Annotated in this window: 12 protein-coding genes; 8 read left to right on the forward strand and 4 right to left on the reverse strand. The window is 63.0% G+C overall.

Annotation, left to right across the window (positions count from 1 at the left end):
* Window positions 1-97: 97 nt before the first annotated feature.
* Complete coding sequence (locus tag Q7T66_RS02150) at window positions 98-3007, reverse strand: valine--tRNA ligase (RefSeq protein ID WP_304931609.1); 2910 nt, start codon at window positions 3005-3007, stop codon at window positions 98-100.
* A gap of 285 nt (window positions 3008-3292) precedes the next feature.
* Here Q7T66_RS02150 and Q7T66_RS02155 point away from each other — a divergent pair, with 285 nt between their 5' ends.
* From Q7T66_RS02155 to queF, 5 genes are all read left to right on the forward strand, one after another.
* Window positions 3293-3715, forward strand: coding sequence for a rubrerythrin family protein (locus tag Q7T66_RS02155; RefSeq protein WP_304931610.1), 423 nt, complete (start codon window positions 3293-3295; stop codon window positions 3713-3715).
* A 94-nt stretch (window positions 3716-3809) separates the two neighbouring features.
* Window positions 3810-5159: a heterodisulfide reductase-related iron-sulfur binding cluster gene (locus tag Q7T66_RS02160; RefSeq protein WP_304931611.1), complete on the forward strand. Its 1350-nt coding sequence runs from the start codon at window positions 3810-3812 to the stop codon at window positions 5157-5159.
* A 15-nt stretch (window positions 5160-5174) separates the two neighbouring features.
* Window positions 5175-5765 carry a DUF3501 family protein gene (locus Q7T66_RS02165; RefSeq protein ID WP_304931612.1) on the forward strand — a complete coding sequence of 197 codons (591 nt, stop codon included), beginning with the start codon at window positions 5175-5177 and terminating at the stop codon, window positions 5763-5765.
* Between the two features lie 76 nt (window positions 5766-5841).
* Complete coding sequence (gene yaaA, locus Q7T66_RS02170) at window positions 5842-6615, forward strand: peroxide stress protein YaaA (RefSeq protein ID WP_304931613.1); 774 nt, start codon at window positions 5842-5844, stop codon at window positions 6613-6615.
* 61 nt (window positions 6616-6676) lie between these two features.
* Window positions 6677-7504, forward strand: coding sequence for an NADPH-dependent 7-cyano-7-deazaguanine reductase QueF (gene queF / locus Q7T66_RS02175; protein WP_304931614.1), 828 nt, complete (start codon window positions 6677-6679; stop codon window positions 7502-7504).
* Window positions 7505-7529: 25 nt separating this feature from the next.
* Here the strand turns inward: queF and Q7T66_RS02180 are convergent, their stop codons facing one another.
* Complete coding sequence (locus tag Q7T66_RS02180) at window positions 7530-8810, reverse strand: DNA polymerase IV (RefSeq protein ID WP_370691595.1); 1281 nt, start codon at window positions 8808-8810, stop codon at window positions 7530-7532.
* Between the two features lie 163 nt (window positions 8811-8973).
* Between Q7T66_RS02180 and Q7T66_RS02185 the strand changes: the two genes are divergently transcribed.
* Window positions 8974-9936 carry a BLUF domain-containing protein gene (locus tag Q7T66_RS02185; protein ID WP_304931616.1) on the forward strand — a complete coding sequence of 321 codons (963 nt, stop codon included), beginning with the start codon at window positions 8974-8976 and terminating at the stop codon, window positions 9934-9936.
* 19 nt (window positions 9937-9955) lie between these two features.
* Here the strand turns inward: Q7T66_RS02185 and Q7T66_RS02190 are convergent, their stop codons facing one another.
* Together Q7T66_RS02190 and argH are read right to left on the reverse strand one after the other, a co-directional pair.
* Window positions 9956-11104: an alpha-hydroxy acid oxidase gene (locus Q7T66_RS02190; RefSeq protein ID WP_304931617.1), complete on the reverse strand. Its 1149-nt coding sequence runs from the start codon at window positions 11102-11104 to the stop codon at window positions 9956-9958.
* A 60-nt stretch (window positions 11105-11164) separates the two neighbouring features.
* Window positions 11165-12580 carry an argininosuccinate lyase gene (argH, locus tag Q7T66_RS02195; RefSeq protein WP_304931618.1) on the reverse strand — a complete coding sequence of 472 codons (1416 nt, stop codon included), beginning with the start codon at window positions 12578-12580 and terminating at the stop codon, window positions 11165-11167.
* Between the two features lie 237 nt (window positions 12581-12817).
* Here argH and Q7T66_RS02200 point away from each other — a divergent pair, with 237 nt between their 5' ends.
* Window positions 12818-13879, forward strand: a complete 1062-nt coding sequence (locus Q7T66_RS02200) for a sensor histidine kinase (protein WP_370691596.1) — start codon at window positions 12818-12820, stop codon at window positions 13877-13879.
* Window positions 13876-14622, forward strand: coding sequence for a LytTR family DNA-binding domain-containing protein (locus Q7T66_RS02205; RefSeq protein WP_304931620.1), 747 nt, complete (start codon window positions 13876-13878; stop codon window positions 14620-14622). Before Q7T66_RS02200 ends, Q7T66_RS02205 begins: the two co-directional genes overlap by 4 nt.
* Window positions 14623-14765 lie beyond the last annotated feature (143 nt).

The following is a 14765-nucleotide window of genomic DNA, read 5'->3' on the forward strand; positions in this document are numbered from 1 at the left end:
CCACTTCGTGTGCTTCGCTGCCCCCCGAGGGGGCTAATTTCCCTTGGGGCGGTCCGGCGGGAAATTTGGCCTCCACGCGCGAGCCCGGTGCCTGCGCTCAACCCAGCCGGCTTAGCTGTTCGCGGATTTTTCCAAGCGTTGCCGAGAACTCCGTCAGGCGCTTGCGCTCCTGCGCCAGGACCGCGGGCGGGACTTTGGCGACGAAGGTTTCGTTGGCCAGCTTGGCATGGACCTTGACCAGCTCGCTTTCCAGGCGTGTGGCCTCTTTGCCCAGGCGCGTTTTTTCGGCGGCGACGTCTACCGCCATGTGCAGGCAGATCCGGGCCTCGCCGACCACCGCCACGGGCGCGGCCTGGGCGGCCACGGCCCATTCGGCTTCGCTTTCAAACACCTTGACCTCGCTGAGCTTGGCCAAGGCCTTGAGCACGGGCGCAACACCGCGCATGAAGCCACTGTCGCCGACCACGAACAGCGGCAGCCGCGTGGCGGGCGAGACCTTCATTTCGCCGCGCAGGTTGCGGCAGGCATCGACCAGCGTTTTGAGTCTGGTCACATGCGCCTCGGCTTGCGCATCCATTTTTTCCGGCTGGCTCTGCGGGTAGGCGGCCTGGCCGATGTAAGCGCCTTTTTTCAGCCCCGCCACCGGGGCGACTTTTTGCCACAGCTCTTCCGTGATGAACGGAACGACCGGATGCGCCAGGCGCAGGATGGCTTCGAGCGTGCGGATCAGCGTGCGGCGTGTCGCGCGCTGCTCGGCGGCGCTGCCGGTCTGGATCTGTACCTTGGCGATTTCCAGGTACCAGTCGCAGAACTCGTCCCAGACAAACTGGTAAATGCTGCCCGCCACGTTGTCGAGGCGGTAGTCGGCAAAGCCTTTGGCGACCTCGGCCTCCACGCGCTGCAGCGTCGATGAAATCCAGCGGTCGGCCTGTGAAAAAACCAGGTAATTGTGAAACGGCGCGCCGGGTACGCATTCAGCCTTGGTGTGCTCAGCCAGGCCGCAATCCTGGCCTTCGCAGTTCATCAGCGTGAAGCGCGTGGCGTTCCAGAGCTTGTTGCAGAAGTTGCGGTAGCCCTCGCAGCGCTTGCTGTCGAAGTTGATGCTGCGGCCCAGGCTGGCCAGCGAGGCAAAGGTAAAACGCAGCGCGTCGGCGCCATACGCCGGTATGCCGGCGGGGAATTCCTTCTCGGTGTTTTTCCGCACCTGCGGCGCCGTCTCGGGCTTGCGCAGGCCCTGCGAGCGTTTGTCCAGCAGCGGCGCCAGCTCGATGCCGTCGATCAGGTCCACCGGGTCCAGCACATTGCCTTCGGACTTGCTCATCTTCTTGCCCTGCGCGTCCTTCACCAGGCCGTGGATGTAGACGTGGTGGAAGGGCGCCTGGCCGGTGAAATGGGTGGTCATCATGATCATCCGGGCGACCCAGAAGAAGATGATGTCGTAACCGGTGACCAGCACGCTGGACGGCAAAAAGAGGTCCAGCTCCCTGGTTTTTTCGGGCCAGCCCAGCGAAGAGAAGGGCACCAGCGCCGACGAGTACCAGGTATCGAGCACGTCTTCGTCACGGCGCAGGGTTTTGCCGGGAGCCTGTTTCCGCGCTTCTTCTTCACTGGTGGCGACATAGACCTTGCCGTCCTCGTCGTACCAGGCCGGAATCTGGTGGCCCCACCAGAGCTGGCGCGAGATGCACCAGTCCTGGATGTTGCCCATCCACTGGTGGTAGGTGTTGACCCACTGCTCGGGCACAAACTTGACGGCGCCGCTGTCCACCGCGTCAATGGCTTTTTGCGCAATCGATTTGCCGGTGGGGTCCGTGTCGCTGACCTGGGTCATGGCGACAAACCACTGGTCGGTCAGCATGGGCTCGATCACCTGGCCGGTGCGCGCGCAGCGCGGCACCATGAGCTTGTGCTTTTTGACTTCAACCAGAAAGCCCTGGGCTTCGAGGTCGGTAACGACCTGCTTGCGGGCGGCGAAGCGATCCAGTCCGCGGTATTTTTCAGGCGCGTTGTCATTGATGGCGGCGTCCAGGCTCAAGACACCGATGATGGGCAGTTGGTGACGCTGGCCGACGGCGTAGTCGTTGACATCGTGTGCCGGCGTGACTTTGACGACCCCGGTGCCGAATTCCTTGTCAACGTAATCGTCGGCAATCACCGGGATGTCGCGGTTGCACAGCGGCAACTTCACGCTTTTTCCGATCAGGTGCTTGTAACGCTCGTCTTCCGGATGCACCATCACCGCCACGTCGCCCAGCATGGTTTCGGGCCGGGTCGTCGCCACGGTCAGCGAACCGCTGCCATCAGCCAGCGGATAGCGGATGTGCCAGAGAAAACCGTCTTCCTCCTCGCTTTCGACTTCCAGGTCGGACACGGCGGACTTGAGCACCGGGTCCCAGTTGACCAGGCGTTTGCCGCGGTAGATCAGGCCCTGCTCATAGAGCTGCACAAAGGTCGAGGTCACGACTTTGGACATTTTCGGGTCCATCGTGAAGTACTCGTGCTTCCACGCCACCGAGTCGCCCATGCGGCGCATCTGGCGCGTGATGGTAGTGCCGGACTCTTCCTTCCACTCCCAGACCTTCTCGGCAAATTTTTCGCGGCCCAGGTCGTGCCGGCTTTTGCCTTCGGCCTGCAGCTTGCGTTCGACCACGATCTGCGTGGCGATGCCGGCATGGTCGGTACCCGGCACCCACAGGGTGTTGTCGCCCTTCATGCGGTGGTAACGCGTCAGCGAGTCCATGATGGTCTGGTTGAAGGCGTGGCCCATGTGCAGGGTGCCGGTCACATTGGGCGGCGGCAACTGGATGGAAAACGAGGGTTTGGCGGCGTCCAGCGTCGGCTCGTACAGGCCGCTTTGCTCCCACAGCGGCGCCCAGCGGCTTTCAATCGCGGCGGGCTCGAAGGACCTGGCCAGGCTGTCCAGCTCCGGCGTGGGCACGGCCACCCGGGCAGGTGCGGTCTCGGCGGCGGCAGCGTTGGCGGGCGTGGGGGGGGCAGCGTCGGTCATGGGGCAATGAAAAACGGCATCGCCGGGATGCCGCCTTGGGTTGGGGGAATTGCCCCGATTTTATTCGACCGGCTGGTCTGGGCCGACAGCGTGCAACCCGACACCGGGTTCATGCTTGCCTAATTGAGAATATTTGTCAATTGAAGGGCGCTCATAGCCTTTGCCAATTCTCAGTATTGAGCCAAGCAATTAGACGCAGCGCCTGAATCCGGCTATGGTTGACCGGTCTTTGACGATGATGTTCAAGGCAAGCAACGATTTTTACCAACCACGAAGGAGATTTCCATGGCTGCTCTCAAAGGCTCCAGAACGGAAGAAAACCTGAAAGCCGCATTTGCCGGCGAATCACAGGCCAACCGCCGCTATCTGTATTTCGCAAACAAGGCTGACGTTGAAGGCCAGCCAGATGTCGCAGCGCTGTTCCGCTCCACCGCGGAAGGCGAAACAGGCCACGCGCACGGTCACCTCGAGTGGCTTGAGCAGTGCGGCGACCCCGCCACCGGCATGCCATTCGGCGCGACCCGGCAGAACCTCGCTTCGGCCGTCGCAGGCGAGACCCACGAGTACACCGACATGTACCCCGGCATGGCCAAAACCGCGCGCGACGAAGGTCACGACGAAGTGGCCGACTGGTTTGAGACGCTGGCCAAGGCAGAACGTTCGCACGCGAACCGGTACACCAAGGCCCTGGCTGAATTGGCGGATTGATTGTTACCCGCTGCGCCGCAGGGCGTAGCGGGTTTTGGAAAAAATTTCGAGTACAAGTCTTTTCTGAAACCCACAACAAGACAAGAGACAGACCATGGCCACAGAAGGCAATCTGCAAGCGCCCACGCGTCATCCCATCGACTGGAAAGGCCCGGACTACTACAACGAGGAGGCGACTTTCCATGAGATGGAGCGCATTTTCGACATTTGCCACGGTTGCCGGCGCTGCGTCAGCCTGTGCGGCGCTTTCCCGACGCTGTTCGATCTGGTGGACGAAAGCACGACCGGGGAGGTCGAGGGCGTCGACAAAAAAGACTACATGTTGGTGGTCGACCAATGCTACATGTGCGACCTGTGCTACATGACCAAGTGCCCCTACGTGCCGCCGCACGAGTTCAATCTGGACTTCCCGCACACCATGCTGCGCGCCAAGGCCATCAAGTTCAAAAAAGGCGGTGTCGGTGCCGGCGAAAAGTTCTTGTCATCGACCGATGTGCATGGCCAGTTTGCCGGCATACCCATCGTGGTCCAGGTCGCCAACGCGGTCAACAAGACCAAGCCTGCGCGCGCCGTGATGGAAATGGTGCTGGGCGTTGACAAAAACGCCTGGCTGCCTGAACTGGCCACCCGAAAATTCCGTTCAGGCGCGCTGGAGTCGCCACCGCACCCGGTGAAAAACGGCGCCAAGACGCCGGGCAAGGTGGCGATCTATTCCACCTGCTACGTCAACTACAACGAACCCGGCATTGGTCACGACCTGCTCAAGGTGCTGAACCACAACGAAGTGCCCTACGTGCTGGTGGAAAAAGAAAAGTGTTGCGGCATGCCCAAGCTGGAGCTCGGCGATCTGGATTCGGTCAACGCCAGCAAGGAGGCCAACATCCCGGTGCTGGTCAAATACGCGAAAGACGGCTACGCCATCCTGAGCGCGGTGCCCAGTTGCACGCTGATGTTCAAGCAGGAAATTCCGCTGATGTACCCTGACGATGCCGATGTGCAACGGGTCAAGGCGCACATGTGGGACCCGTTCGAATACCTGATGGCGCGCAAACGCGACGGTCTGCTGAAGACCGAATTTCCCGTGCCGCTCGGTAAAATCAGCTACCAGATTCCCTGCCACGGCCGGGTGCAGAACATCGGCAAGAAGACCGAGGAAATGCTCAAGATGGTGCCGGGCACCAGCGTACACACGCATGAGCGCTGCTCGGGCCATGCCGGCACCTTTGGCGTCAAGGTGCCGTATCACCAGCAGGCGATGAAAATCGGCAAGCCGCTGTTCAAGGCCATGGCAGATCACAAGGACGGCGGCCTGCCCGACGTCATCAGCAGCGACTGCCCGCTGGGTGGTCACCACATCGCCCAGGGCTTTGAAGTCAACAACCTGGGCGCACCGCCGCAAAAACATCCTTTGAGCCTGATACGCACGGCCTACGGCCTTGAATAAACTCGGACGCCCCCTATGCAGACCACCGGAAAAATCACCCGCGACAGCCTCATGACCCTGGAGGCCTACACCCAGTACCGCAAGGAAAACAAGCCCGCCATCATGGCGCACCGCCAGCTCCGCAGCGTGCATCTGGGCGAGCACATCAACGTGCAGTTCGAAAGTGAAACCAGCATCCGTTACCAGATCCAGGAAATGCTGCGCCTCGAGAAAATCTTTGAGGCTGAGGGCATAGAGCAGGAGATCGAGGCTTATGCGCCCTTGATGCCTGACGGCGGCAACTGGAAAGCCACCATGATGCTGGAGTACCCCGACGTCAACGAGCGCAAGCGTGAGCTGGCGCGCCTGATCGGTGTTGAAGACCATCTGTTTGTCGAGGTCGAAGGCCACGCCAGGGTGTATGCGATTGCCGACGAAGACATGGCCAGGGAGAACGACGAAAAGACATCGGCCGTACACTTTGTGCGCTTCGAGCTGAATGCGGCCATGCGCGCGGCGGTCAAGGCCGGTGCCAGCGTCAAGCTTGGCTGCGACCACACCCACTACCCGGCGCATGTGACGATTGCCGCCGAGACGCTGGCCTCGCTGGCCTGCGACTTGCGATAAAGCGCCGAGTCGAATTGTTTGCGGCGGCGGGCCACGCCTCAAGTAAAGTCAGGCTTTCGGTCAGAAACTCAAAGTCATGCTGTTTTTACTCTCGCCAGCCAAATCGCTGGACTACGACACTCCGCCGCATAGTGCGGTACACAGCAAGCCGCTGTTCACGCGGCAGTCGGCCCGGTTGATCGACGTGCTCAAAACCAAAACGCCGCAGCAAATCGGCACGCTGATGAAGCTGTCGGACACGCTGGCAGGCCTCAATGTGGCGCGTTACCAGGCCTGGTCAGGCAAATTCACCGCCAAAAACTCCAAACAGGCCGTGCTGGCCTTCAATGGGGACGTGTACGAAGGGCTGGACGCCAAAACGCTTGACGAGCAGCAGCTTGGCTGGGCGCAAGACCATGTGTGCATTCTCAGCGGCTTGTACGGCGTGCTGCGGCCGCTGGACTGGATGCAGCCTTACCGGCTGGAGATGGGCACCCCGCTGGTCACCGGCCACGGCAAAAACCTCTACCAGTTCTGGGGCTCGCAGATTGCCGACTACCTGAATGTTCGCGCCGCGGCCGATACCTTGCCCGTCATCGTCAATCTCGCCAGCGAAGAGTATTTCAAGGCAGTGGACCGCAAGGCGCTCACAGCCCGTGTGGTGAGCTGCGTGTTCGAAGAGTTCAAGGGCGGCAAGTACAAAATCATCAGCTTCATGGCCAAGCGCGCGCGCGGCCTGATGGTGCGCTACGCCATCGAAAAGAAGCTGGGCAGCGTCAAACAACTCGAGAGCTTCAGTGCCGAAGGCTACCGTTTTGAACCGGCGGCGTCCGGGCCGGACCGCCTGGTGTTCCGGCGCAGACAGCCATGAAAACAAGCGCAAAATTAATCGGCATTGAAGTCAAAGCCCCTGGCGCTGCGCAGGCCTTTCGATGAACACCCCGGAAAACTCCCAACTGGGCAAAACCTCTGCCTACATCGACCAGTACGATGCCTCGCTGCTGTTTCCGATTGCTCGCGCCGTCAAGCGTGAAGAGCTGGGTCTGAAGGAAGCGCTGCCGTTTTTTGGCGCCGACCTGTGGACTGCGTATGAGCTGAGCTGGCTGAACCTGCGCGGGAAACCGCAGGTGGCGCTGGCGCACATCACCGTGCCCTGCGAGTCCCCCCGCATTGTCGAGAGCAAGTCTTTCAAGCTCTACCTCAACAGCTTCAACCAGACCCGTTTTCTTGATGCGCGCGAAGTGCGTGAGCGCATTCGCGCCGACCTCAATGCGGTGGTGGGGGCCGGTGTGGGGGTCAAAACCCTGGGGCCGGAGCTGTTCGACCAGGAGCCGGTTCATGAGCTTGACGGCCTGAACCTGGACCGGCTGGACGTCGAGTGCCTGCACTACACGCCGGCGCCGGAGTCGCTGTTTGCCGATGCCGACGAGCCGCCGGTCAGTGAAACCCTGGTGTCCAACCTGCTCAAAAGCAATTGCCCGGTCACCGGCCAGCCCGACTGGGGCAGTGTGCAGATCCGCTACGCCGGCCCGCCCATTGACCAGGAAGGCCTGCTGCAGTACCTGGTGAGTTTTCGCAAGCACAACGAGTTTCATGAGCAGTGCGTCGAGCGCATCTTCATGGATGTCTGGACCCGCTGCCGGCCGCTGAAACTGTCGGTCTACGCCCGCTACACGCGGCGCGGCGGGCTGGACATCAACCCGTTTCGGACCAGTTATCCGCAGGCGCTGCCGGCTAACATCCGCACTGCGCGGCAGTAGGCGGCTGGCGGCGGTCACGGGCGCCTCAAAAAAGCTGGCCGGCTCCCGCCGTCCGATCAATAGCCTCTTGCCCCGGGCCGGTGCGGACGACAGGCGTTTTCGGGCGGGCCTGTTCGAGGGTGTCGGCCTTGACCAGCGCAGCGACGCGCACGCCCAGCAGGCGCAGGCGCTGGTTCAGCGGGACGCGTTTGAGGCACAGGCCGGCGGCGTGGCGTATGGTTTTGGCGTCCGCCGTGTAGGTTTGAATCGTCTGGTCGCGCGTCACACTCTTGAAGTTGTCATAACGCAGCTTGATGCCAATGGTTTTTCCAGCGTAGCCCTTGCGCTGCAGGTCGTCGGCCAGCTTTTCGCACAGCGCGGTGAAGACGGCGCCCAGCGCCGCCTTGTCGCGCACCGCGTGCAGGTCGCGCTCAAAGGTGGTTTCTCGGCTCATGCTGACGGGTTCGCTTTCAGTGACCACCGGCCTGTCGTCGTGGCCCCAGGCGCTGTCGTGCATCCACGCGCCGGTGGCCTTTCCGAAATGGTCGATCAACCGTTCACGCTTTTGCGCAGCCAGATCACCGATGGTGTGGATATGCAGCTTGGCGAGCTTTTCACCGGCCTTGGGGCCGATGCCGTTGATTTTGCGGCAACTCAATGGCCAGATTTTCCCTTGCAGGTCCGCTTCGTCGATGATGGAGATGCCGTTGGGCTTGTTGAACTCGCTGGCCATTTTGGCGAGCAGCTTGTTCGGCGCCACGCCGATGGAGCAGGTCAGGCCGGTCTTGTCAAAAATCTCTTTTTGTATCAGGCGCGCCAGCACACGCCCGCCTTCACGCTGACCGCCGGGCACGTCGGTGAAGTCGATGTAGACCTCGTCCACGCCCCGGTCTTCCATCTGCGGCGCGATTTCGGTGATCAGGCTTTTAAACAGACGCGAGTATTGGCGGTACTCGTCGAAATCGACCGGCAACAAAATCGCCTGGGGGCACAGCCTGGCCGCCTTCATCAACCCCATCGCCGAGCCCACGCCAAATTGCCGCGCCGCGTAAGTGGCGGTGGTGATGACGCCGCGGCCAGTGTAGTCCTTGAGCCGCGCAAACGCGTCCACCGGGATAAAGCGCAATTGCCGCCCGGCCTGCGCCAGGCGCTCATCGACCTTGCGCCGCCCGCCACCGATGACCACCGGCAAGCCTTTGAGCTGCGGGTAACGCAGCAGCTCGACTGACGCGTAAAACGCGTCCAGGTCGAGGTGGGCGATGCGGCGGGTCGGGGTGGTCACAGCGTAAGCATAGCGCCCGTCCGGCGGCCATCCGGTAGGCCTGATTCGCGGCAAACTTGACCAGGCTCAATACCGTGGTTTGGCAGTTCGCGCATGATCGAAAGGTTGCCCGCGACGGGCGCAGGAGAGGCGTCCGGTGCATGATTCGATGACGAGTGATTGGCGGGACAGCGCGGCAGCCGCGCCGGGTGCGGGGGTGGACCGTCTCATGTACGCGAGCCTGAGCAGTTTCGACGGCCCGGTGTTTGCCGAGATGCACCGCATTCGCGACCACGCGTTGCAGCGCAACGTGGCGGACGAGGTTCACGTTGCGCTGCTGCATCAGAGCGGCTGGTTCGTTGAATGGATGGAAGGGCCGCCGGCGGGCGTGCATGCCGTGATGGGGCGCGTGGCGCGCGACGCGCGCCACCGCGGCCTTCAGTTGCTGCATTCGAGCGGCGGCCCGCGCCGGCTGACGGAGCCTTGGTCCATGGCCATCGTGCAGACGCGCGAGCGCCCCACCGATTTCGCACGCCGGGTGATGACCCTGCGCGAGGAGCACCGCAAGGGTCTCGTGCCGGACCCGGCGACGGTGTGGCGGCGCCTGTCCACACCGCTGACGCATCCCGGCGTGGCCGAGCAGGCTGTCAGCGACCGGTTCCAGCGCGTCATGGTCTGCTCGGCCCAGGGCGCGGATTCCTTCGACATGGTGCGTTGGTTGGGCCAGAGGCATGATGCCGAGGTGGTGCATCGGCGGTTCGCCGGCAGCCGCGCCGACGGGCTGGACGTGGCGACCGACTATGTGGACCTCGATTCCGGCACTGTCGTGCGGCGGGTGATCGCCATGGCTCGCAATGGCCTGCACATCGGACTGACGCAGGCTTTCTTGCCTGACTACTCGCACGTGATTCTGTTGCTCAGCGGCGACGGCACCCGTGACGGCAATCTGATGCAGCGGCTGGTGGCCGCCTGCGTGCGTCTTGCGCACCGGCCCGTGGTGGTGGGATTGGGGCCGCTGCCCTGCGATCACGCCACGCTGCAGCAGACGGCTCGCCGCGGCAGGCTGGTCTATCTGGACTGCGATCTCGCGGGGCGGATCGACGCGCAGGCCTGGTGGGACGCCGCCGAACCCTTGCTGGACCTGAGCCTGGCGCCCAGCTTCGATTCGATGCCGCTGCCGGGCGCGGACTGAGGCACGCCGGTCGGCAGTTTCAGTCAGGGGCCGGCAGCAAAATCCCCTGGTCCACCGTGTTGATCGTCGTGTGACCGCAAAACGCCATCGTCAGGTCCAGCTCATTGTGAATGATTTCCAGCGCCTTGGTCACGCCTTTTTCACCCATCGCGCCCAGGCCGTACAGGAAGGCGCGGCCGATGTAGCAGCCCTTGGCACCCAGGGCTCTGGCCTTGAGCACGTCCTGGCCGCTGCGGATGCCGCCGTCCATGTGTACCTCGATCTGGCTGCCGACCGCCGCCACGATTTTCGGCAATGCGCGAATCGATGACTCGGCGCCATCGAGTTGCCGGCCCCCGTGGTTGGACACGATCAGCGCGTCGGCACCGCTGTTGACCGCCAGAGCGGCGTCTTCCACGTCCTGAATGCCTTTGAGGATCAGCTTGCCGCCCCAGCGGTTTTTGATCCACTCGACATCGCCCCAGTTGAGGCCGGGATCGAATTGCCTGGCGGTCCATTCCGACAGCGAGCCCATGTTCTCGACGCCCTTGACGTGACCGACGATGTTGCCAAAGCCGCGGCGCGAGGTGCCCAGCATGCCCAGGCACCAGCGCGGCTTGCTCATCAGGTTGAGGAGGGTGGCGGCGGTCAGCTTGGGCGGTGCCGACAAACCGTTTTTCAGGTCCTTGTGGCGCTGACCCAGAATCTGCAAATCGAGCGTCAGGACCAGCGCCGAGCAGTTCGCGGCCTTGGCGCGGTCAATCAGGCGTTCAATGAAGTCGCGGTCTTTCATCACATACAACTGAAACCAGAAAGGGTGGTGGTCCGTGGCTGCCGCCACGTCTTCGATCGAGCAGATGCTCATGGTTGACAACGTGAACGGAATGCCGAACTTTTTGGCCGCGCGCGCGCCAAGAATTTCCCCGTCGGCATGCTGCATGCCGGTCAGGCCGGTCGGCGCAATCGCCACCGGCATGGCCACGGGTTGGCCGATCATCCGGGTGGCGGTGCTGCGGTTTTCCATGTTGACCGCGACGCGCTGGCGCAGCTTGATCTTGTGGAAGTCGCTTTCGTTGGCTCGGTAGGTGCTCTCGGTCCATGCGCCGGAGTCGGCGTAGTCGTAAAACATGCGGGGGACCCGCTTTTTGGCCAGAACGCGCAGGTCTTCGATGCTGGTGATCACGGTCATCTCTTGTCTCCTTGCGTCTTGAATGAATCAGGCCATGGTGGCGGGCTTGGCGCGGCGTGATCAGACGGCCGACAGCCGCGCCCGGTGCCGCGCAATCTGCGCCCGCACCTGTGCGGGTGCGGTGCCGCCCAGGATGTTGCGGGCATGGAGTGAACCGTGCAGACTGAGAACGTCGTACACGTCTTTTTCGATTTTCGGGTTGAACTGCTGCAACACGGTGAGCGGCAGCTCCGACAAGTCCACATGGTGTGAAATCGCCGCCTTGACCGCATGGGCCACTGCTTCGTGGGCATCGCGAAAGGGCAGGCCTTTTTTGACCAGGTAGTCGGCCAGGTCGGTCGCGGTCGCGTAACCGCTGAGAGCGGCGCGCTCCATCGCTTCGGGCTTGACGGTGATGCCGCCCACCATCTCGGCAAAGATGCGCAGCGTGTCTTTCAGTGTGTCCACGGTGTCGAACAGCGGCTCCTTGTCTTCCTGGTTGTCCTTGTTGTAAGCCAGCGGCTGGCCTTTCATCAGCGTGATCAGGCCCATCAGGTGGCCGACGACACGGCCGGTCTTGCCGCGCGCCAGCTCGGGCACATCGGGATTTTTCTTCTGCGGCATGATGGACGAGCCGGTGCAAAAGCGGTCGGCAATGTCGATAAAACCGAAGCTCTGGCTCATCCACAGCACCAGCTCTTCGCTGAGCCGACTGATGTGAATCATCGCCAGCGAGGCGGCAGCGGTGAATTCAATCGCGAAGTCGCGGTCGCTCACTGCGTCCAGGCTGTTCTGGCAGACCTGCGGCAGGCCTTGTTCATCGACCATGCCCAGGGTTCGGGCGACACGCTCGCGGTCCAGCGGGTAGCTGGTGCCGGCCAGCGCGGCGGCGCCCAGCGGCAGGCGGTTCACGCGCTTGCGCACGTCCTGCAGGCGCTCGGCGTCGCGTGAAAACATCTCGACATAAGCCAGCATGTGGTGGCCAAAACTGACCGGTTGTGCGACCTGCAGGTGGGTAAAGCCGGGCAGGATGACCTCGGCATTTTTCTCGGCAATAGCGACCAGCGCCTTTTGCAGATCAAGCAGCAGCGCGCCGATCAGGTCGATCTCGCCGCGCAGCCACAGGCGCACATCGGTGGCGACCTGGTCGTTTCTGGAGCGGCCGGTGTGCAGGCGCTTGCCGGCGTCGCCGACGAGCTGCGTCAGGCGCGCTTCGATGTTCAGGTGAACGTCTTCCAGGTCAAGTTTCCACTCGAAGGCGCCCGACTCGATCTCCGCCGTGATTTGCGCCAGGCCTTTTTGGATGGCGGCATGGTCGGCCGCGCCAATGATGGCCTGCGCCGCCAGCATCTCGGCGTGGGCCAGCGAGCCGGCGATGTCGGCTTGATAAAGGCGCTTGTCAAAGAAGACGCTGGCGGTGTAGCGTTTGACCAGATCGCTCATCGGTTCGGAGAATAGAGCAGACCAGGCTTGGGATTTTTTGTCGAGTTGGCTCACGTCGGGCTTTCTTTGGGCGGCTGTCTGCCGGCAGCAATGGCGCATTGCCGGGGCCGGGCGGCAACTGGCGTTATTTTCGTGAAAGTACGGGTTGGGCGCCGGTTTTAAGGCCGCCGATGCTGCAATACTAACGAGGTCGATTTTATCTGTGTGCCGGGCGACCTGAAAGAATGGATGTCGAACCTCAAAAAAAACAGGCCGCAAAATCGACCAGGAAGAGACAGGTCAACCCATTTCATGCATCCCGAGTCCGCTTTATTGCCATTTGACGAGTCCACAGCGCTGGGCGGCCTTAGCCAGCCTGAAGACCCGACTGTCCGCCTGCCGGCCCGCGTCAATGTGTTCGATGCCTGCAATGTCGGGGTGGTGCTGCGCGCCGTGCTGTTTGTGGAGGCGGTGGTCGGTGTCGGCGCGATGTTCGGCACCAGCCTGTTGGCCGACTGGCTGCTGCGCTTTGCGCTGCTGACCGGGGGGGTGCTGCCGGCCACGCTGACCTGGCTGATCGGGGCCTGTGTCCTCAAGGCTTACCTGGCCCGGCTGCGCACGGGGTACCAGTGGCTGGCCGGTATTGGCCTGGGCGCGCTGGCGGGCTTGTACGGCTGCGGCCTGTTGGCCCTGATGGGTCTGCTGGCGCCGGCCCCGTGGCTGGCCAGCGCCGCAGCCGGCGCCCTGCTGTCGTCGGTGCTGGTCGCCGGGCTGGTCTGGCGCGCCAAGGCGCGCACACCGGCGGCGACCGCGGCACGGCTGGCCGAGCTGCAATCGCGCATCCGGCCGCATTTTTTGTTCAACACACTGAACAGCGCCATTGCGCTGGTGCGTGCCGAGCCCGCCAAGGCCGAGGCCGTGCTGGAAGACCTGAGCGAGCTGTTTCGCCACGCGCTGGCCGAGCAGGCCGAGTCGGTCACGCTGGGGCAGGAAATTGCGCTGGCGCAGCGCTACCTGGCGATCGAGCAGATCCGGTTTGGCGAGCGCCTGCGGGTTCAGTGGCGCCTGGATCCCGAGGCCGAGCCGGCCAAACTGCCGCCCCTGCTGCTTCAGCCGCTGGTTGAAAATGCGGTGCGGCACGGCGTCGAGCCCAGCGCCCAGGGCGCGCAGGTCAAAATCTCGACCGCGCGTCGTGGCAGCATGGTGGTGCTCAAGGTAACCAATTCTTCGCCGGCCGGCGTCGGCGAGCGCGGCCACGGGCTGGCGCTGGCCAATGTGCGCGAACGCCTGGCGCTGCTGCACGATGTACAGGCGCAGTTCAAGACCGTTTTCAAGGACGGTGTTTTTCAAGTGAGGCTGGAGATTCCCTTATGACGGCAAACCTCAGGGCACTGATTGTGGACGACGAGGCGCTGGCGCGTTCGCGCCTGCGCACACTGCTGGGTGAATGCACCGAGCCGTCCGCCACGGTGGTGGCCGAAGCCGCGCACGCGGTGCAGGCGATAGCCGCATTGCGCCGCGACAACTTCGATGTCGTGCTGCTGGACATCCGTATGCCGGGCGCCGACGGCATCACGCTGGCGCAGACCCTTGCCGAGCTGCCGCAACCGCCGGCGGTGGTGTTCGTGTCCGCCCATTCCGAGCATGCGGTGCAGGCTTTCGAGCTCGAAGCGGCGGACTACCTGACCAAACCGGTGCGGCTGGCGCGCTTGCAGCAGGCGCTGCAAAAAGTCGAGCGCCTTGCGCTTGCAAAAAAAGGGATACCGCCCGATTCGAATGAAGAACACCTGGTCATCCAGGACCGTGGCCGGACCGAACGCGTGCCATTGGCCGAGGTGCTGTACCTGAAGGCCGAACTGAAATACATCACCGTGCGCACCGCCGGAAAAAGCTACATCCTCGACGGCAGCCTCAACGAACTCGAGGAACGCTATGCCCGGCAGTTCATGCGTGTCCACCGCAATGCACTGGTGGCGCGCCGCGCGGTGCGCGCGCTGGAAAAGCATTTTGACCCCGAAGAAGGCGAAGGCTGGGCGGTTCGGCTCACGGGCATCAACGAATTGCTGGCGGTCTCGCGACGCCAGCTTGGTGCGGTGCGGGAAGCGATTGCGGGTTGACGGGCTGAGAAGCTGAGAAGGGCTACGGGGCCGCATAAGCGGCCGGGTCCGGGTGCCGCGGCAGCCCCAGGGCGCTTTGGCCGGTTCCCGGCGTGGCCGCTGTCCTACACGGCGGCCTTTGTTTTTCGGTTGCAATGGACGCA

The sequence above is a fragment of the Herminiimonas sp. genome, from assembly GCF_030655415.1.

Excerpts from the sequence above, each read along its gene's own strand:
- Q7T66_RS02150 (WP_304931609.1), bottom strand. The coding sequence starts at position 3,007 with ATGACCGACGCTGCCCCCCCCACGCCCGCCAACGCTGCCGCCGCCGAG.
- Q7T66_RS02155 (WP_304931610.1), top strand. The coding sequence starts at position 3,293 with ATGGCTGCTCTCAAAGGCTCCAGAACGGAAGAAAACCTGAAAGCCGCA.
- Q7T66_RS02160 (WP_304931611.1), top strand. The coding sequence starts at position 3,810 with ATGGCCACAGAAGGCAATCTGCAAGCGCCCACGCGTCATCCCATCGAC.
- Q7T66_RS02165 (WP_304931612.1), top strand. The coding sequence starts at position 5,175 with ATGCAGACCACCGGAAAAATCACCCGCGACAGCCTCATGACCCTGGAG.
- yaaA (WP_304931613.1), top strand. The coding sequence starts at position 5,842 with ATGCTGTTTTTACTCTCGCCAGCCAAATCGCTGGACTACGACACTCCG.
- queF (WP_304931614.1), top strand. The coding sequence starts at position 6,677 with ATGAACACCCCGGAAAACTCCCAACTGGGCAAAACCTCTGCCTACATC.
- Q7T66_RS02185 (WP_304931616.1), top strand. The coding sequence starts at position 8,974 with ATGTACGCGAGCCTGAGCAGTTTCGACGGCCCGGTGTTTGCCGAGATG.
- Q7T66_RS02190 (WP_304931617.1), bottom strand. The coding sequence starts at position 11,104 with ATGACCGTGATCACCAGCATCGAAGACCTGCGCGTTCTGGCCAAAAAG.
- Q7T66_RS02200 (WP_370691596.1), top strand. The coding sequence starts at position 12,818 with ATGCATCCCGAGTCCGCTTTATTGCCATTTGACGAGTCCACAGCGCTG.
- Q7T66_RS02205 (WP_304931620.1), top strand. The coding sequence starts at position 13,876 with ATGACGGCAAACCTCAGGGCACTGATTGTGGACGACGAGGCGCTGGCG.